The sequence below is a fragment of the Paenibacillus sp. BK720 genome (assembly GCF_011761545.1).
In the GTDB taxonomy this organism is placed as follows: Bacteria; Bacillota; Bacilli; order Paenibacillales; family Paenibacillaceae; genus Pristimantibacillus.
In genome coordinates, this window is the sequence record NZ_JAASRQ010000003.1 from 156,958 (window position 1) to 174,025 (window position 17,068).

Sequence of the window (17,068 nt, forward strand, 5' to 3'; positions counted from 1 at the left end):
TTAAAAGGAAGTGAAGCCATGAGGAGTTATCAGTGGATCAAGTGGCGTAGATTCCTCCTCAGGCTAGTTGTCCTCGTCATCATCGTTTCGCTTATCTGGTCAGGAGGACCAACGGCTTGGAATGCTGCGCTTGTTGTTTCCAGCTATTTGTTTCAGCTGCTGTTCGCCGTCTTATTCATGATTATTCAGTTTGCCGCCTTGTTCTGGTTCCTCTCCAGGGGGCGGACGTACTGGGTATTGCCGGGAGAGACGGGCGCCACTTGGGATGATTACCGGGGCAACCCGGAGATCGTGGAGAACGCCAAGCGAATCGTCAGCCTGCTGAAGGGCGTGAAGGATTTCAAGAAGATGGGCGGCGAGGCTATACGGGGTCTGCTGCTATGCGGACCGCCGGGTACGGGCAAGTCCTATCTGGCCCAAGTCATTGCCAACGAAGCGCAGGTGCCGTTTGCGTATGCCTCGGCGCCAAGCTTCCAGAACATGTTTTTTGGCGTCGGCAATCTGAGGGTGATGCGGATCTACAAAAAAGCCCGCAAGCTGGCGCGCATGTACGGAGCCTGCATTATTTTCATCGACGAGGTGGATGCCATTGGCATGTCCAGACAGAGCGGAGGCGGCGGAGGCGGCCTGTTCGGCATGGGCGGCGGCACCGGGCTTCTGAACGAGCTGCTCCTGCAGATGGATCCTCCGAACCTCGACAGCTCGAGGTTTAAGAAATTCCTTCGTCAGCTGGGACTGCTTCGGAAGAAAGCGGAACGCCCGCCCGTGCTGACCATCGCCGCAACCAACCTGCCGGATGTGCTGGACCAGGCTTTGCTTCGCCCGGGCCGTTTCGACCGCCAGCTATGGGTGGACTCGCCGGATTATGACGGACGCGTTGACGTGTTCGGGTATTACCTGCGCAAGATAAAAACCGACTCGACGCTTACGCCGGAGAAGGCCGCGATGGATACGATCGGTTACAGCCCGGCTCAAATCAAGCATATCGTCAACGAAGCCGTCGTTATCGCGCATCAGCGGGGTGCGCAGGAAGCGGGTTACGAGGACTTCCGCGCCGCGATGGAGACGTATGAGTGGGGCCTCAAGCAGCCGCTTCGTTCCATGAAGGATGACGAGAAGCGCAACGTGGCGTATCACGAAGCGGGACACGCGGTTGCGCAATTCCTGCTCAAGCCGCATGAACGGGTATGGAAGGTGACGATTATCCGGCGGGGCGGCTCGCTGGGGCTTGCGGCTACGAAGCCGACGCATGAGCGGTATAACCGGAGCGACAGCGAGATACTGGCTCATATCCAGGTCTGCCTGGCTGCCCGCGCGGTCGAGGAAGAGTTCCTCGGCAAGAAGCTGAACGGCGTAACCTCCGACCTGCGCCAGGCCACGGAGAGCGCGGGCGCTTATCTGGGCATGGTCGGGATGGGCGACGAGCTGTACAGCTTCCTGGCGGCCGGCTCCAGGATGGATGCCCTGAAGTCTCTGCGTCCGCAGATTAACGAGCTTCTGAAGGACCAGATGCAGCAGGTCAAAAAGCTTGTCCGCGATCATGCCGACTTCGTGCATAGGATTGCGGAGGAGCTGCTCCTGCACGGAGATCTGACCGGCGAGGAAATCGAGCGGATCTATTGGGACTTGTACGGCAGGCCGCGCCCGGAGCCGTCCGAGGTTAGACTGACCGTTACGCCGGCTGCTCCGGCCAAGGCGCCGGCTCCTCCTGCGGCGGAACCAATCGAGGAAGCGGCGGGGCAAGGCGAGCAAGCAGAGAAGGAACCCGATCCCGATCGCCGGGGGCCGGAATCCTAAAAGAGAGAAGGCCCGGCCGTTATGGCTGGGTCTTTTGCCGTTCCGGTGGTACAATAATAACCAAGGCAAGAGAGGAGCGGTATTCTTTAGCATGGGACAACAGATAAGCGTGGAGAAAAAAGGCGTCTTTTTTGATGTGGACGATACCCTGTACGATCATTTATCCCCTTTCCGCCAGGCGGTGATTGCCGTTGTTGGCGACCGGGAAGGCTTTCCGTATGAAGAGGCCTATCACCGGATGCGTTACCATAGCGACATGCTGTCGCTGGAAATGGGCGGGGCAGGCGCGATGGAGAGCGGCTCAAGCACGGAGCTGATGCGCCGGCGGCGGTTCGAGCTGGCCCTTGCGGAGTTTGGAATCGCGCTCAGCGAGGAGCAGGCCTCGGCTATGCAGGCTGCTTATATTGGCTGCCAATTCAACATTGCGATGTTCGAAGGAGCCAGGGAGCTGATAGAACAGCTGGTTAAGGCCGGTTATGTCGTTGGTCTCCTGACGAATGGCGCCGAGAATCATCAGCTTAAGAAAATCCGGGCGATGGAGCTTGACCATCTCATTCCGCCGGAGAGGCAGTTCGTCTCCGGCAAGATTGGCTGGGACAAGCCGGATATACGGGTATTTCAGCATGTGAACGAAGCAACCGGGACAAGGCCGGAGAAGAGCGTTTATATCGGCGACTCCTGGCGTAACGACGTCATAGGCGCTTTGGAGGCGGGCTGGTCCGTCATCTGGTTCAACCACCGGGGGGCAAGCCCGGAATCCGGCGAGCATACGCCGAATCATACGGCAGCCAGCTACGAGGAACTAGCGCGCCTGCTGTTATAGAAAACGGATGAAGGAAGGGATCAATCAATGACGATTAAACACCGGCCTAAGCTTGTCGTGATCGGCAGCTTGAACATGGATATCGTGGTGGAGACGAATGCGTACCCGCAGGTAGGAGAGACGATAACCGGCCAGCGCGTCCGCTTTATTCCGGGCGGCAAAGGAGCCAATCAAGCGGTAGCCGGAGCGCGTCTTGGCGCGGATACGGTGATGATCGGCGCGGTAGGCGACGATGCATTTGGCGAAGAGCTGTTGGAGAGTCTTCGGAAGGACGGCGTCGATATTGCAGGCGTGAAGCGTGTAAAGGGAACGGCTTCGGGAATCGCATCCATCTATGTTGCGGAAGGCGACAACAGTATCGTTGTAGTCCCGGGGGCTAACGGTCTCGTTGAACCTGCGGATATCGACCGCAACGAGGACAAGCTGAAGGAAGCGGATCTCGTGCTGCTGCAGCTTGAGATTCCGGTTCAGACCGTGCTGTATGCCGCCCGCAAAGCAAAGGCGCTGGGCAAGCTGGTTGTGCTGAACCCTGCGCCTGCGCAGCAGCTACCTGAGGAGCTGTTCGGGCTTGTGGATTATTTTACGCCGAATCGGACGGAGCTCAGCGGTTATGCGAATAGGAGCGCGGACGGCGAATCGCTGGAACCGGCCATACGCAGGATGATGGAGCTTGGAGCCGCTCATGTGGTGACGACGCTGGGTGCGAGCGGCTCGGCTTATTTGAATGGAGAGGGCAAGCTTGTTCGGATCAACGGTTATAAAATGCCGGTAGTCGATACGACCGGAGCGGGAGATTGCTACAATGCCGCATTGGCCGTGGCGCTTGCATCCGGACGGGACCTTCGCGACGCGGTGGATTATGCCTCGATGGCCTCCGCGCTGGCGGTTACCAAGTTCGGAGCGCAGACCGGCATGCCTACGGAAGAGGAAGTCGCAAGGTTTGCGAAGGAGCAAGGGAAGGAATTCGCCGGTTAGGGATATGGCGGGTCAATTGCGGAATAATACCTATGATGCCATCCAGGGAGGAGCAACTTCATAGGTATGAAACGATTCGTATTTGGCGTAACGGTCACAGCGCTTTTATGCGGTTTTTCGGCGCCGGTGGCAACCAAGGACAGAGCCTACTATGAAAAGCGCGGCGAGATCATCTGGGAAGTGCCGGGCGAGAACAAGAGAATCGCGTTAACGTTTGATGACGGGCCTTATCCGGACACAACGGAACCGATCCTGGACCTGTTGAAGGAATATCATGCGAAGGCGACTTTTTTCGTTGTGGGCAACCGCGTAGAGAGCTTCCCGGAAACGATCAAACGGGAAATTGCGGAAGGCCACGAGGTAGCGAACCATACGTTTAACCACTATTTCCTGCAGAAAAAGACCTACCAAACGGTGCAGAACGAAATCATGAAGACAGAGCAGGCTTTAGAGAAGGTGACCGGCAAAAAGCCCTCATTGTTCCGCCCGCCGGGCGGCTTTTATAACGATCAGATGCTTGCAATCGCCAAGAAAAACGGCTACACCACCGTCTTATGGTCCTGGCATCAGGATACGAACGACTGGCGCAGCCCGGGCGTACAAAGGATTGTGAACAAGGTGCTGAACAATGCGCGTAACGGGGACATTATTCTGCTTCACGATTATGTGCCGCGTTCGGTGCAGACGGTAGAAGCGCTAAAGATCATCCTGCCGGAGCTCCAACGGAGAGGCTACGAGATGGTAACGGTCTCCGATCTGATCAACAACCGCGACAGCGTATTAAATCCATATTGAGGAAGCGTCAGGCAGAAGGGAAAGGGGAGGCGGATGTCGAACCTTTCCCTTTACCTATAGATGCGGACGATCAGCTTTGTGAGGCCGCGGATAGAGGCGGGTTTTTTCATTCTGTTCTGCTTGAACCATTCCGCATGCGGTGGAATAGTTTGAACGGGGAGCCATACAATATTGTAAGCGCTATCAGACGTGTTGGGAGGCCAATTTACACGAAAAGGTGGTATTGCGATGGGAACTCGTCTTTGGTGGGAGCAGGCAGTCAGACAACGTTTTCCGAATATTCGATATGTCACCATTCGCAGCTGTGGACATCACAAGGCGACGATCTACGCATGGGACGACCAGCTTGAGTTGTCCGAAGCGGATGCGGCAAAGCTGCACCGTTATGCGATGGAATGGATGTCACCGGATATTTGCGTATCGGTGAAGCCGTACAATGAAGCGGCTGCGGATCAGGTATCATGCGTGACGCCTGACGAAGAACTTGCAAAGACGGCGCTGCGGGGCAGATTGGACCAGTCGGCCGTGTTTGCGGTGCTGAACAATTTATTTGCCGGCGTTGTTGTCTCCTTCAACCGGTATGATGTCCGTACCGGAACGGTCCATTTGGCCGCGTACAGCCATTCCCCCTTCACAGAGACGGCTAAAAGCAAAATTCGCTACTACGCCGAGGAATTGATGCCGATTGGTTCAACCGTGAACGTTACTTATTACGGCTAATGCATGGCAAGGTCAGAGGGTCAGAGGAACTTCGGCGACGACGGAAGGAGCGGCCTGCCTAGAGATCCTAAGCCGAGGGTTTGCGGCGGCAGGCACTCCTTATAAATGTCTCGAGTCGGGCCAGCAGCTGGCCCTTTTTTTGTCGCCGAACCCTTCCATATCCTGTATAATCGTTAGTACAAGCTGGCGATGGAATTCGGACGAAAAGGAGTGCGGGATGAGACTGAAACGATGGCGAAGCATGAAATACGCGGCCACTGTGGCCTATCTGGTACTAATTGTTCTAGGCGTGACGGGAATGATCCCAAGCCGATTATCGACGAGCCTGGTGGTTGTTTTGCTGGGGGTTGTCCTGTTTATTCAAAGCTTCGAAGACGCGAAGCGGGGAAGGACGGCCAGCATGCTGTTCTCGGCTATCGGCGGCATTATTTGCATTTCGGCGCTGACGCTGATCCTGATTTTGACGGAGTTCAGCTAGATAAAGTGGACAAGCCTTAACGGTGCTCTGCAATTGTCGTCGTTAAGGCTTTTTTAAATACGCGGGAAGCGGATGCGCTACGATTAGAGCGAGCGTCAGGGTGAGCGCACGGGGCCGTATCAACCTGCCACTTTGATACGTTAAGGCCCCTAGGGGCCCTTAACCGCCTAACTAATTGCTACTTTCACTGGCTTAGGGTCCCTAAGGGACCTTAACCGCCTAACTACTTGCTACTTTCACCAGCTTAAGGTCCCTAAGGGACCTTAAGCTCTGCGCTGTTAGAGCTGGCGGAAAAAAAGGGATCAAATGCCCCGTTAACGCCATCCATCCCCTTTAATAGCGAAATAAAAAATAGGACTTTACTTGTATACAAGAATACAAGTAAAGTAAGGATAAGAGACAAACGTGGAAGGAGGCATGCAGATGACCATCATTTCTTCGCTGCAGCCGCAGCAGCGCAAGACGTTAGGCGATCAGATCTACGAGTCGATCCGCGAGAGCATCGTTTCGTTCAAGCTGCCGCCGGGTACGATGATTTACGAGAATGAGCTGGCCGAGACGATGAAAGTAAGCCGTACGCCGGTGAGGGAAGCCATCCGGCTGCTTGTCAGCGAGCAGCTGCTGGAGGTGCTTCCGCAGCGGGGTACGCGAATCGCGCTTATCTCGGCGCGCAAGGTGAGCGAGGCCCGCTTTATCCGTGAGCAGCTTGAGCTTGGCGCGTTCCGTCTGGCCGCTGCCAAGTGGAGCGGGCATGACCGCTCCGCTGAAACCGCAGCATTCGAAGCGCTTCTGAGGCAGCAGCGCGAAGCAGCCGAAGCGAAAGACATCGCGCTGTTCCTACAGCTCGACGAGGCTTTTCACCGCGCGGTCCTGGAGATTGCCGGCAACGAAACGCTGATGCAGATGATCTATTACATGCGAGCGCATCTTAACCGCGCCCGTTACCTCGCCATTGACCAGTTCGGCCATATGGATCGTGTCATCGAGGAACATCGTCAACTATTCGAGGCGGTTCAAGACGGTAACGAGGAGCTCGTCGCGGAGCGGCTGGAGCAGCATATCCGCAAGCTGGATCAGGAGCTTCCGCAGCTGAGGGAAGCGCATCCGGATTATTTCATAGATTGAATTCAAATTTCCTTGGGAGAGGACAACTATCATGAGAATGACTTTTCGTTGGTACGGGGAAGGCAATGATTCGGTAAGTCTGAAGCAGATCAAGCAAATTCCGGGAGTTGAAGGACTCGTATGGGCACTGCATGACGTTCCGGCAGGCGAAGAATGGCCGATGGACAAGATCATGGATTACAAGCGTCTGGCCGACGAGCACGGCTTCCATCTGGAAGTGGTCGAGAGCGTAAACGTGCACGATGACATCAAGCTGGGCCTGCCCTCGCGCGACCGATACATCGAGAACTACAAGCGGACGATCGAGAAGCTGGCGACGGTAGGCGTAAAAGTCATCTGCTACAACTTCATGCCGATCTTCGACTGGATGAGGACGGATCTGTTCAAAGAGATGGAGGACGGTTCAACCGCGCTGTTCTTCGACAAAGCCAAAATCCAAAGCATGAGCGCGGAAGAGCTGGTCGCCAACATCGCGGGCAACTCCTCCTATTCGATGCCGGGCTGGGAGCCGGAGCGTCTGAAGCGTCTTGCTCCGCTGTTCGAAGCGTACAAAGACGTGACGGAAGAGGATTTGTTCAATAATCTGCAGTATTTCCTTGAGCAGATTATCCCGGTCTGCGAGAAGCATGACATCAAAATGGCGATCCACCCGGACGACCCTCCTTACTCGGTATTTGGTCTGCCGCGGATCGTGACGAGCCGCGATAACCTGGCAAGACTGCTGAAGCTGGTAGACAGCCCGTACAATGGACTGACGCTGTGCAGCGGCTCGCTTGGCGCGAACCCGGACAACGATATTCCGGCGATGGTGCGGGAGTTTGCGGACCGGATTCCTTTTGCCCATATCCGCAACGTACGCGTGTACGAGAATGGCGATTTCATCGAGACGTCCCATAAATCGAGCGACGGCACGGTAGATATTGCGGAGGTTGTCCGCGCGTACCACGAGAGCGGGTTCACGGGATATGCGCGTCCTGACCACGGCCGCCATATTTGGGATGAGCAATGCCGTCCGGGCTACGGTCTGTATGACCGCGCGCTTGGCATCATGTATCTGTGGGGCGTTTGGGACGGACTTGAGCGAATTCGAAAGGGGAAGGTTTAAAGATGGTACCGAATCACGAGAATTTAGCAGGCAAAGTAGCCGTTATTACGGGGGGAAGCGGCGTATTATGCGCCGAGATGGCAAGAGAGCTGGGCCGTCAAGGCGTAAAGGTAGCGATTCTGAACCGCACGGCGGAAAAAGGCGAGGCCGTAGCGCGCGAAATCCGCGAAGCGGGCGGCGTGGCGATCGCTGTCGCGTGCAATGTGGTGGACGCGGAGAGCGTGAAGGAAGCTGGCGCGGCTGTGCTGGAGCAGCTTGGCAGCTGCGATATTCTGATCAACGGCGCCGGCGGCAACCATCCGGACGGCATTACGACGAAAGAGACTTTTCACCCGGACGATCTGGCGAACCCGGAAGTAACAAGCTTTTTTGACCTGAAAAAAGAAGGCTTTGGCTTTGTGTTCGATCTGAACCTTCTCGGCACTCTGATCCCAACGCAAGTATTCGCGCAGCAAATGATCAATAAACCGGGGGCAACGGTAATCAATATGTCTTCAATGAGCGCTCCGAGCCCGATGACGAAGGTGCCTGCCTATAGCGCGGCCAAGGCTGCGATCAACAACTTCACGCAATGGCTGGCCGTTCATATGGCGGATGTCGGCATTCGCGTAAACGCGATTGCGCCGGGCTTTTTCCTGACGGAGCAGAATCGCAAGCTTCTTACGAATGAAGACGGTTCGCTGACCGAGCGCTCGAACAAAATCATTACCCACACGCCGATGCGCCGCTTCGGCAAACCGGAGGATCTCCTGGGGACTCTCGTCTGGCTGGCGGATGACAGCGTATCCGGCTTTGTGACGGGCATTACCGTTCCGGTCGACGGCGGCTTTATGGCTTACTCCGGCGTGTAGGACTAGGCGGGAAAAGAACCACTGAGTCTTCCGTAACTCGAAACTTGCAAACGCAATGTGGTAAAATAAGGTGCAGTCTAGTTCGCGAAAATCGGAAGGAGTGGCGATTGTGAAATACCGGAGACTCGGAAGCACGGATCTTAACGTATCGGTCATTGGGATCGGAACGTGGCAGTTCGGAGGAGAATGGGGCCGCGAGTATACGCAAGGCGAGGCCGATGCGATTCTCGACAAAGGACATGAGCTTGGCATCAATCTGATTGATACCGCGGAATGCTACGGCGATCATCTGTCGGAATCGCTTATCGGAGACTATATCAGCCGCCGCAATCGCGAGGACTGGATTATCGCAACGAAATTCGGCCATCACTTCCATGAGCGGTTCACGCGCACGGATTCGTTTGATCCGGCGGGCGTGATCCAGCAGCTGGATGCATCTTTAAAGGCGTTAAAAGTGGACTACATCGACCTGTACCAGTTCCATTCCGGACCTGACCAAGTATTTGATAACGATGATTTGTGGACGGCGCTGGACAAGCAGGTACAGGCGGGCAAAATCCGTTTCCTTGGCACTTCGATCGGCAGCAACGCCAACATTCATCAAACGGAAGCTTCGACAAAAGTGGGCTCCCGCGCGATCCAAGTCGTGTACAACCGTCTGGACCGCGTGCCGGAGGAGCAGGTATTCCCGTCCTGCCAGCGGCAGGATCTCGGCGTGCTTGCGCGCGTACCGCTGGCGAGCGGATACCTTAGCGGCAAGTACAAGCCGGGAGCCGTGTTCAGCAGCACGGATGTGCGCCATCGCCATGATGCGGAGAGCACACTGGAGAAGCTGAAGGAAGTCGAGCGCATTCAGCGCGAGGAAGTACCGCAAGGCGTGGACATGGCCGGCTGGGCGCTGGCATGGTGCCTGAAGCACCCGGCCGTAACAGCCGTTATTCCCGGCTGCAAGGATCCGGAGCAGGTCGCATCGAACGCGCGTGCCGCGCAGCTTGCGAGCGAGCCGCATCCGCAGGACGTGAAGCTTTCTCAGGAATAGGAATGCACGGAAAGGGCCGGTCTCATTCAGGGGGCTGGCTCTTTTCTATTGCGAAGGATGGGAAGGGGGGCGGATGATGTGTTTGGAAGGTGGGCAGCAGCAGGTTTTGTTGTAATGGCGCTAATCATAGCGGCCGGCTGCAATCAGGTGAAAGAGCCGGATCCGGCCGCAGTGCCGCCGGATTATGCGCCGTTCCTTACGGAACAGACCGGGGAGCTGCGGGTTGTTGTGCTGGTGAAAGAAAAGGTGGAGGAAGAAACGCGGGCCGTCAACGATATGGCGGCCGCAATGGCAGGCCGCTTCACGCCTGTCATCTACGATGTAAATTCGGAGGAAGGAAAGAAAGCCGAGGAAGAACTCGGAACAGGCAACGGAGGGTATCCCGTATACTATTTGTTCGATGACCAGCGGCTTTTAGCGCAGGGACATGACCTCCCGCAGATCGCGCAAGCCGCGATGGACTACAAAGACAGGTTGTCCATTGGCGGGACGGGTGGGTGATACGCATCAACGCCAATAGGACCTAACCGGCCTCACTCGGGTACGGGGGACGCGGGAGTGGAGGGAGCTAGGCCCTGCGGGCGAGATGGCGTTTAGAAGAAAAAGAACGAGCGCAGGCCGCGTTTTTTGCGTTTGCCTTCATTCTCGGCGGCGGCTTTGGCGCTTTCGCCGAAAGCGAGCAGCTCTTGCTGCGGACTGCGGAGAGCCTCAATGGTAGCGGCAAGCTCGGTCAGCGATTTGCGGAGCTCTTCAAGCTCTTTGCGATGATGGAGCAGCTGGACGGTTACGACTTCATCGGCCTTCTGGGACAGGGCAGCTTCTATGGCGTTTAGACGTTCGAGCATCGGATCTGGTTCGTCGATTGCGGAGGATGAAGAATGGATAGAGGCAGAAGGGACGATGACTTGCGAAGCTTCAGGCGATGGGGGAGCAGATACCGCCGGCGACGGGGCTGCCTGGCTTATACGATCCCCAACCGTCGTATCAACGGCTGCCGCAGCATGCTGAAGTCCGGTTGTGATCTCGGCCGATGCCTGGGCTCCGGCTTCACCGCCTGCCGCGTATACGTTGCCGGCGCTATCCACCACAAGTGCCCCCACGTTGTTTCTGCCATGACCAGTAGAAGAGCCGCTGCCAACCGTATGAAGGTTGCCGGCTTGATCCACTACGCCGCCGGCCCGGCCGATGCCTGCAGCCACACCAACCGCCGCGTCAGACACATGAACATTCCCCGCCGCATCAACCGCCAATCTGCCGGACTCCTCGGACTTGTCCGCCCGGGGTTCCGCCACAGGATGAGCGGCTTCGGTCGTTCCCATTACCTCCGCGGCGACCGCCGCCAATGTTTCCTCTTCGGCCAGCGACAGAAGACGGATATCGTACAGGGCTGTTCCGGCATCCAGCTGGCCTTTGATTTTCCGGAGCTTGTCCATCGCCGGGGTGTCAAAAATATAATGTCCAAACATATCCTTCCGGAAGGAAGCCGGGAAGGTCGATACCCAACGCCTGACAGTTGTTTCACTGACGGCCAGCTGATGGGCCGCCTCTTTCGTTTTGAGCAACGTCATTTCATCACCTCATTCATTTGTCACTTACGAGACTAATTCGTCCTCGAAAACGATCTCCCTGCCCGCCTGACAAAGGTAGTGGTATATCGCTAAAAGAAGTGTTCATCCGATTCGATTCGCAAAAAATGGACCGTTCGACAGTATTCAGCAAAGTCCTCAAATCAACAGCTTCATCTTTTAAAAGCGAACATTAATATATCCTAACAAAAAATAGTTCGTAAATAGAACCTATTTTCGCGAAAAAAGGATTGACAGTCCCTAGGCTTGTCCGGTAACCTTATGAAGGTTAATTGAACAACTTGCATCACTATCATTCGTATATCCTCATCAATATGGCGTGAGGGTCTCTACAAGGAGCCAAAAATCCTAACTACGAATAAGGGATACGTGTACCATCTTCCCTTCATTCGCGGCGCGGGATTTTTTTGTTTTCCAGATTTGCTAATCCGGCGCATTCAAGGGGACAATAGGTAACACGCATCCGGACATTACGGACAACCTGGAGGGAACAAGCAATGGATCGCCTGTTTAAACTGAAGGAGCGGGGCACAACGGTTACGACGGAGCTGCTCGCGGGAATCACGACTTTTCTTACGATGGTCTATATCGTAATCGTCAATCCCGGCGTGCTAAGCGAAGCGGGAATGGACTTCCACGGCGTCTTTATCGCAACCGTCCTCGCAAGTATTGTGGCAACGCTTATTATGGGGCTTTTCTCGAATTACCCGATTGCGCTGGCGCCCGGCATGGGGCTTAACGCTTATTTCGCGTTTTCTGTCGTAGGGGGAGAAGGCGTATCGTGGCAGACGGCGCTTGGCGCGGTTTTTGTCGCCGGGGTCATCTTCATCCTGCTGTCCCTGACTTCATTCCGCTACATGCTGCTTGATGCCATCCCATCAAGTTTGAAGCATGCCATTACGGCGGGTATCGGCTTATTTATTACGTTTATCGGTCTGCAAAACGCAAAAATCGTCGTTGCTTCGCCAGCGACCCTTATCACGATGGGGGATCTGTCGCAGCCGATGACGCTGCTTACGATTGCGGGTCTTGTTATCTCGCTTATTCTGATGGCTTACCGGGTGAAGGGCTTCCTGTTCATCGGCATGATCATCACGGCTATTATCGCGGTTATTTCAGGTCAGATGCATCTGCCGGAAAAATGGGCTGCGTTGCCTACGGGCCTTAGCGCGACGGCTTTCCAGCTGGATATTGGCGGCGTGTTCCAAAACGGGCTTTATGCCGTAATCTTCACTTTCCTGCTAATTACGCTGTTCGACACCACCGGCACGATGCTTGGCGTTGCGGAGCAGGCTGGCCTGCTGAAGGACAATAAATTCCCGCGCTCGCGCGGCGCTCTGCTTGCAGATGCCATCGGCACAACAACCGGCGCATTGCTGGGCACAAGCCCAACCTCCGCCTATATCGAGTCGAGCTCGGGGGTAGCCGTAGGCGGCCGGACGGGTCTGACGGCGATTACGGTAAGCGTTCTGCTGGCGCTGACGCTCTTTTTCTCCCCGACGGTATCGGTTCTCGCGGGTATCCCGGCGATTACGGCTCCGGCGCTTATTATCGTGGGCTTCCTGATGATGAACGTCCTGCGCAAAATCGAATGGAGCGACATTGAAGAAGCGTTCCCGGCGTTCCTGATCGTTGTTCTTATGCCGCTGACGTACAGCATTGCAACGGGGATCGGCATCGGCTTTATCGTGTATCCGATTCTGAAGCTGATTCGCGGCAAGGGCAAAGAGGTTCATCCGATCTTCTACGTATTCGCCGTCCTGTTCTTTATTCAAATCGGTTTCTTCAGCCACTAAAGGCTTAAGCCAGGCGGAAGAGCACAAATCCTGTCTCTTACACGTACAATAACCCATGGCATGATCATGGGAGGGGTAGGAGAATGCTTCAAATTTCGGGCAATGACGCCGGGGAGATTAACCCGTTTGCGTTAACGCCGGTCGAGCGGGACGTGCTGCAAGGCAAGCAGAACAGTCCCGTTGTCTACCAATATGATTCAATGGATGCGCTCCGGTTCGAGCTGCGCCTGCGGGACCGTACGGTAAATGCGGCGAGAATGCTGCAGGACAGCCGGGCGGACTTCGCGGTATTCCGGGAATCCAGATGCAATCCGCGATACTGGACTCGTACGGAGAATGGCGGCTTTCAGATGAATCCCGGCGTGAGACCGTCGGATGCCATAAATGATATTTTTGAGAATGGCGAGTTATACGGGTTCGAATGCGCTACGGCGATTGTCATCCTGCTGTACAAAGCGGTGCTGGATACAATCGGGGAGCAGATGTTTAACAGGCTGTTTAATCCGCTTTATCTGCGGGATTGGAACCATGACAGCGACTTGTGGTTCATTACGACACATAACAAGAACGAATCGTATCCGGGAGACGTGATGTACTTCCGAAATCCGGATTTCGACCGGGAAACGCCGGAATGGCAAGGGGAAAACGTCGTGAAGCTGTCGGATAACCTCTTCTTCGGCCACGGCATCGGCATCGAGTCGGGGCAGCAAATTGTGGCGGCGTTGAACAGAATGCGCGAGCCGTTCAGCATGGAGTCGGCCTATCTCGACGATCTGGTCGTCCATCCGAACTTTAAGCATCTGCAGCAGATCGCCGCTCGAGGCACCCGCTTTGCGGTAAGGTTGTAGGAAGATTCAAGCTGGCCCATCTCAGATGCGCGCAGGTGAAACAAGACCCTCGCGGGTCTTATTTCATTTCGAACGCATGTTGCGGCGGAACAGCTGGGGCGCTTCCCCGGTAATCTTCTTAAACAGCCGCGAAAAATAAAACACGTCGCCGTAGCCTAACGCCGCGGCGATTTCCTTGACCGTCTGCTCGGTATTGAGCAGGCGGTTTTTGGCTTCGGCCATTTTTAGCCGATGGACGTATTCATGAAGGGCGAAGCCGGTATACTCGCTGACCGTTCGGCGCAGCGTCGATAACGCCCAGTGATGACGCTCGGCAAAAGCCGCCGCGTCAAAAGGTTCAAGCAAAGTGCCGGACAAGGCCTCGAGCAGCTGGGCAAGGCGGGCCGTCTTGCCTTGAGCGGCGGGAGTGGACTGGCAGCTTTGCACCCAGTCGTAGAGGAGCGATTCGAGCGTCAGAGCTGCGCGGTCGGCATCGGCCGGGGTACCGCTGTCCATTAGCGCAAAGATGCGGTCGATCCGGTTCTGCGAGGAAGCGTCCTCGCCCGGATGCATGACCGTGTTCGGGAGGATGGGCCAATGCTCGAGCCACTCCCGGTACCGTGTCCCCTCGATGGTAAAGTAATATTCATCCCAATAGCCATCCGGGGCAGGACCGTAATCATAAAGAAAGCCGGGCTGGAACAAGAACAGACTGCCGGCCGTCACCCGCTGCGCCTCCCCATCGTCAACGCGGTAAATGCCCGAACCTCCCGCAATATAAACGATCGCCCAATATTGAAAAACCGCCCCTTGACGGAATAGAGTCCGGCCAGGCAAATGGCCCACGTTTCGAATAACAAGAGAACGAACGGACAGCTTGGCGGGATCCACCGTTAAATCGATCATGCGAAGGGGCTGCGAACTGATCATATAATCCATGATTTGAGCCATGCTGTTCATTCCTCTCTTTTTATACTCATGATAAATTGAACATAGTGCAGGTTGCAACTGATTATAGGAAACATGGAGGAGATGCTGGCAATGACGAAATTAAAGGTTGGAGTTATTGGGGCGGGGTCGATATCGGGCTCGCATTTGCATGGCTATTCGGTTCACCCCGAGGTGGAGCTTGCGGCAATCGCGGATTTGAACGGGGCACGCGCGCGGGAGAAGGCCGAAGCTTACGGCATCCCTCATGTTTACGATAACTATAAAGATTTGCTGGCGAATCCGGAGATTGATGCGGTAAGCATCTGTACCTGGAATAACAGTCATGCCGAGATTGCGGTGGCTGCTCTGGATGCCGGCAAGCATGTGCTATGCGAGAAGCCTCTGGCGAAGACGGTTGAGCAGGCGCTTGCCGTACAGGAAGCGGTCAAGCGTTCCGGCAAGCAGCTGCTTGTAGGCTTCGTCCGCAGATATGCCGACCAAGCGCAGCTTGTGAAGCAGTATGCGGAAAGCGGCCAGCTCGGAGACATTTATTACGCGAAAGCATCGGCCATCCGGCGCTTGGGCAACCCGGGCGGATGGTTTGCGGATTCCGAACGCTCGGGCGGCGGACCGCTGATTGATGTCGGCGTACATATGATCGATTTGTGCTGGTATCTGATGGGCAAGCCAAAGCCTGTATCGGTCAGCGGGAATACGTACAGCAAGCTGGGCAACCGGTCGCATATCGAAGGCTTAAGCTTCTATAAAGCGGCGGATTACGACGCTTCGCTTAACGATGTGGAAGATATGGCGAATGCGCTTATCCGCTTCGAGAACGGCGCTTCGCTGTATGTCGATATCAGCTACACGCTGCATGCCGCGCAGAACGAAATGAGCAGCAAAATTTACGGCACCAAAGGCGGAGCGGAGATTGATCCGAAGCTCGTCATCGTAACGGAGCAGTTCAATAAAATCGTAAATTTTGAACCGCAGCTGGATCATCTCTCGTTCCAGTTCCAGGACAGCTTCGATCTGGAGGTCGCTCATTTTGTGGATTGCTGCTTCGGCAAAGCCGAGCCGATCAGCCCGGTGGAGGACGGCGTAGAGCTGATGCGGATGCTTCAAGCCGTCTATGAATCGGCGGAGCGCGGCACCGAAGTGGTCTTAAATAAGGATACGGCGGCTTCCGGAGCCGCTGCGGCGCGGGAGGGCGTATAAGCGATGACAGATCTGGTGAAACCGAAGATTAGCAATCCGGTTGGCGTTATTGTCGAGAGCTTTGGTATTGGACTGCAGGAAGGGTTGAAGAAAGCAGTCGAGGTTGGAGCGGAAGGCGTACAGATCTACGCGGTCAGCGGCGAGACTGATCCTGCGAACTTGTCCGCATCGGCTCGCCGCCAGCTGAAGGACCGCATTTCGTCGCTTGGCCTTACGATTTCGGCTTTGTGCGGCGATCTTGGGGGACACGGCTTCCAGGATGCGCAGGCTAATGCGGCCAAAATCGAAAAGTCCAAGCGGATCCTCGAGCTTGCGCTTGATTTGGGCACCAACATCGTAACGACGCATATCGGTATCGTTCCGGATGATGCGAGTTCACCCATCTACGCTGCGATGCAGTCTTCCTGCGAAGAATTAAGCAGCTACGCAAGCAGCATGGGGGCGTATTTTGCGATTGAGACGGGTCCTGAGCCTGCTGAGCGATTAAAGTCTTTCCTGGATTCGCTTACGACAAACGGCGTTTCGGTAAACTTCGACCCGGCGAATATGGTGATGGTAACCGGCGATGATCCGGTTCAAGGCGTTTATCTTCTGAAGGATTACATCGTTCATACGCATGCGAAGGACGGCATAAAGCTGGCGGCCGAGATTGATCCGCGCGTCGTATACGGCTACCTGGGCTTTGCGGGGATGAGCCATGACATTATCGCCGATATGGCAAGCGACGGCGCTTTATTCCGCGAGGTTCCGCTTGGGGAAGGCAGCGTTCCGTTTGACCGTTACCTGAAGGCGCTGCAGGATATTGGGTATAACGGCTATTTGACGATTGAACGCGAAGTCGGACACCGTCCGGAGGAGGATATCCGCAAGGCGGTGGAGTTCCTCCGCGCTTACCGCTAAGGCATTTATCGGTAGTTTGCCCTTAAGCAGGGGCTGCATGCCTCCGAATGACAGATTACGGTGAAAACCGTTGCAAAATGTTAATATTTAGACTGCATACGCT

General features: G+C 55.6%; 17 protein-coding genes and 1 riboswitch. Of the genes, 15 read left to right on the top strand and 2 right to left on the bottom strand.

Features of this window, described 5'->3' with window-relative positions; all coding sequences use genetic code 11:
• The first annotated feature begins 18 nt into the window (after positions 1–18).
• The 11 genes from FHT67_RS12755 (at position 19) to FHT67_RS12805 (ending at position 10,209) form a co-directional block, all read left to right on the top strand.
• Complete coding sequence (locus FHT67_RS12755) at positions 19–1,797, top strand: AAA family ATPase (RefSeq protein ID WP_167198654.1); 1,779 nt, start codon at positions 19–21, stop codon at positions 1,795–1,797.
• A 91-nt stretch (positions 1,798–1,888) separates the two neighbouring features.
• Entirely contained in the window at positions 1,889–2,620 is a 732-nt protein-coding gene (locus tag FHT67_RS12760) for an HAD family hydrolase (protein WP_132311450.1), read from the top strand.
• A gap of 27 nt (positions 2,621–2,647) precedes the next feature.
• Positions 2,648–3,595 carry a ribokinase gene (gene rbsK, locus FHT67_RS12765; protein ID WP_167198657.1) on the top strand — a complete coding sequence of 316 codons (948 nt, stop codon included), beginning with the start codon at positions 2,648–2,650 and terminating at the stop codon, positions 3,593–3,595.
• A 66-nt stretch (positions 3,596–3,661) separates the two neighbouring features.
• Positions 3,662–4,390 (top strand): polysaccharide deacetylase family protein, encoded by a 729-nt coding sequence (locus tag FHT67_RS12770; protein WP_132311446.1) that lies wholly within the window; start codon positions 3,662–3,664, stop codon positions 4,388–4,390.
• Positions 4,391–4,618: 228 nt separating this feature from the next.
• The gene (locus FHT67_RS12775) at positions 4,619–5,110 is read left to right on the top strand and encodes a hypothetical protein (RefSeq protein ID WP_132311444.1); all 492 of its coding nucleotides are present in this window, start codon (positions 4,619–4,621) and stop codon (positions 5,108–5,110) included.
• Positions 5,111–5,327: 217 nt separating this feature from the next.
• Positions 5,328–5,588 carry a hypothetical protein gene (locus FHT67_RS12780; RefSeq protein ID WP_132311442.1) on the top strand — a complete coding sequence of 87 codons (261 nt, stop codon included), beginning with the start codon at positions 5,328–5,330 and terminating at the stop codon, positions 5,586–5,588.
• A gap of 423 nt (positions 5,589–6,011) precedes the next feature.
• Complete coding sequence (locus FHT67_RS12785; protein ID WP_167198660.1) at positions 6,012–6,713, top strand: GntR family transcriptional regulator; 702 nt, start codon at positions 6,012–6,014, stop codon at positions 6,711–6,713.
• 31 nt (positions 6,714–6,744) lie between these two features.
• Positions 6,745–7,818, top strand: a complete 1,074-nt coding sequence (gene uxuA, locus FHT67_RS12790) for a mannonate dehydratase (protein WP_132311439.1) — start codon at positions 6,745–6,747, stop codon at positions 7,816–7,818.
• Positions 7,819–7,820: 2 nt separating this feature from the next.
• Positions 7,821–8,669 (top strand): SDR family oxidoreductase, encoded by an 849-nt coding sequence (locus tag FHT67_RS12795; protein ID WP_132311437.1) that lies wholly within the window; start codon positions 7,821–7,823, stop codon positions 8,667–8,669.
• Between the two features lie 109 nt (positions 8,670–8,778).
• A complete protein-coding gene (locus FHT67_RS12800; RefSeq protein WP_167198663.1) occupies positions 8,779–9,708 on the top strand; it encodes an aldo/keto reductase in 930 nt (309 codons plus the stop codon).
• A gap of 78 nt (positions 9,709–9,786) precedes the next feature.
• Positions 9,787–10,209 carry a hypothetical protein gene (locus FHT67_RS12805; RefSeq protein ID WP_167198666.1) on the top strand — a complete coding sequence of 141 codons (423 nt, stop codon included), beginning with the start codon at positions 9,787–9,789 and terminating at the stop codon, positions 10,207–10,209.
• 92 nt (positions 10,210–10,301) lie between these two features.
• On the opposite strand, the gene FHT67_RS12810 is transcribed toward FHT67_RS12805, so the two are convergent.
• Complete coding sequence (locus tag FHT67_RS12810) at positions 10,302–11,276, bottom strand: MerR family transcriptional regulator (protein WP_167198668.1); 975 nt, start codon at positions 11,274–11,276, stop codon at positions 10,302–10,304.
• 294 nt (positions 11,277–11,570) lie between these two features.
• Positions 11,571–11,669, top strand: a riboswitch (purine riboswitch).
• Between the two features lie 122 nt (positions 11,670–11,791).
• Here FHT67_RS12810 and FHT67_RS12815 point away from each other — a divergent pair.
• Positions 11,792–13,090 (top strand): NCS2 family permease, encoded by a 1,299-nt coding sequence (locus FHT67_RS12815; RefSeq protein ID WP_132311429.1) that lies wholly within the window; start codon positions 11,792–11,794, stop codon positions 13,088–13,090.
• 83 nt (positions 13,091–13,173) lie between these two features.
• Positions 13,174–13,938: a protein-glutamine gamma-glutamyltransferase gene (locus FHT67_RS12820; protein WP_167198671.1), complete on the top strand. Its 765-nt coding sequence runs from the start codon at positions 13,174–13,176 to the stop codon at positions 13,936–13,938.
• A 63-nt stretch (positions 13,939–14,001) separates the two neighbouring features.
• On the opposite strand, the gene FHT67_RS12825 is transcribed toward FHT67_RS12820, so the two are convergent.
• Positions 14,002–14,868 (bottom strand): helix-turn-helix domain-containing protein, encoded by an 867-nt coding sequence (locus FHT67_RS12825; RefSeq protein WP_132311425.1) that lies wholly within the window; start codon positions 14,866–14,868, stop codon positions 14,002–14,004.
• Between the two features lie 90 nt (positions 14,869–14,958).
• On the opposite strand from FHT67_RS12825, the gene FHT67_RS12830 reads away from it, so the two are divergent.
• A complete protein-coding gene (locus FHT67_RS12830; protein WP_167198674.1) occupies positions 14,959–16,065 on the top strand; it encodes a Gfo/Idh/MocA family protein in 1,107 nt (368 codons plus the stop codon).
• Between the two features lie 3 nt (positions 16,066–16,068).
• On the top strand, positions 16,069–16,965 hold the full coding sequence (locus FHT67_RS12835; RefSeq protein WP_208403276.1) for a sugar phosphate isomerase/epimerase family protein: 897 nt from the start codon (positions 16,069–16,071) through the stop codon (positions 16,963–16,965).
• Positions 16,966–17,068 lie beyond the last annotated feature (103 nt).

Bases quoted from the DNA above. Each gene is read 5' to 3' on its own strand.
- FHT67_RS12830 (WP_167198674.1), top strand. From the start codon at position 14,959: ATGACGAAATTAAAGGTTGGAGTTATTGGGGCGGGGTCGATATCGGGC.
- FHT67_RS12780 (WP_132311442.1), top strand. From the start codon at position 5,328: ATGAGACTGAAACGATGGCGAAGCATGAAATACGCGGCCACTGTGGCC.
- FHT67_RS12835 (WP_208403276.1), top strand. From the start codon at position 16,069: ATGACAGATCTGGTGAAACCGAAGATTAGCAATCCGGTTGGCGTTATT.
- FHT67_RS12815 (WP_132311429.1), top strand. From the start codon at position 11,792: ATGGATCGCCTGTTTAAACTGAAGGAGCGGGGCACAACGGTTACGACG.
- FHT67_RS12820 (WP_167198671.1), top strand. From the start codon at position 13,174: ATGCTTCAAATTTCGGGCAATGACGCCGGGGAGATTAACCCGTTTGCG.
- uxuA (WP_132311439.1), top strand. From the start codon at position 6,745: ATGAGAATGACTTTTCGTTGGTACGGGGAAGGCAATGATTCGGTAAGT.
- FHT67_RS12810 (WP_167198668.1), bottom strand. From the start codon at position 11,276: ATGACGTTGCTCAAAACGAAAGAGGCGGCCCATCAGCTGGCCGTCAGT.
- FHT67_RS12785 (WP_167198660.1), top strand. From the start codon at position 6,012: ATGACCATCATTTCTTCGCTGCAGCCGCAGCAGCGCAAGACGTTAGGC.
- FHT67_RS12795 (WP_132311437.1), top strand. From the start codon at position 7,821: ATGGTACCGAATCACGAGAATTTAGCAGGCAAAGTAGCCGTTATTACG.
- FHT67_RS12770 (WP_132311446.1), top strand. From the start codon at position 3,662: ATGAAACGATTCGTATTTGGCGTAACGGTCACAGCGCTTTTATGCGGT.
- FHT67_RS12775 (WP_132311444.1), top strand. From the start codon at position 4,619: ATGGGAACTCGTCTTTGGTGGGAGCAGGCAGTCAGACAACGTTTTCCG.
- rbsK (WP_167198657.1), top strand. From the start codon at position 2,648: ATGACGATTAAACACCGGCCTAAGCTTGTCGTGATCGGCAGCTTGAAC.
- FHT67_RS12760 (WP_132311450.1), top strand. From the start codon at position 1,889: ATGGGACAACAGATAAGCGTGGAGAAAAAAGGCGTCTTTTTTGATGTG.
- FHT67_RS12755 (WP_167198654.1), top strand. From the start codon at position 19: ATGAGGAGTTATCAGTGGATCAAGTGGCGTAGATTCCTCCTCAGGCTA.
- FHT67_RS12825 (WP_132311425.1), bottom strand. From the start codon at position 14,868: ATGGCTCAAATCATGGATTATATGATCAGTTCGCAGCCCCTTCGCATG.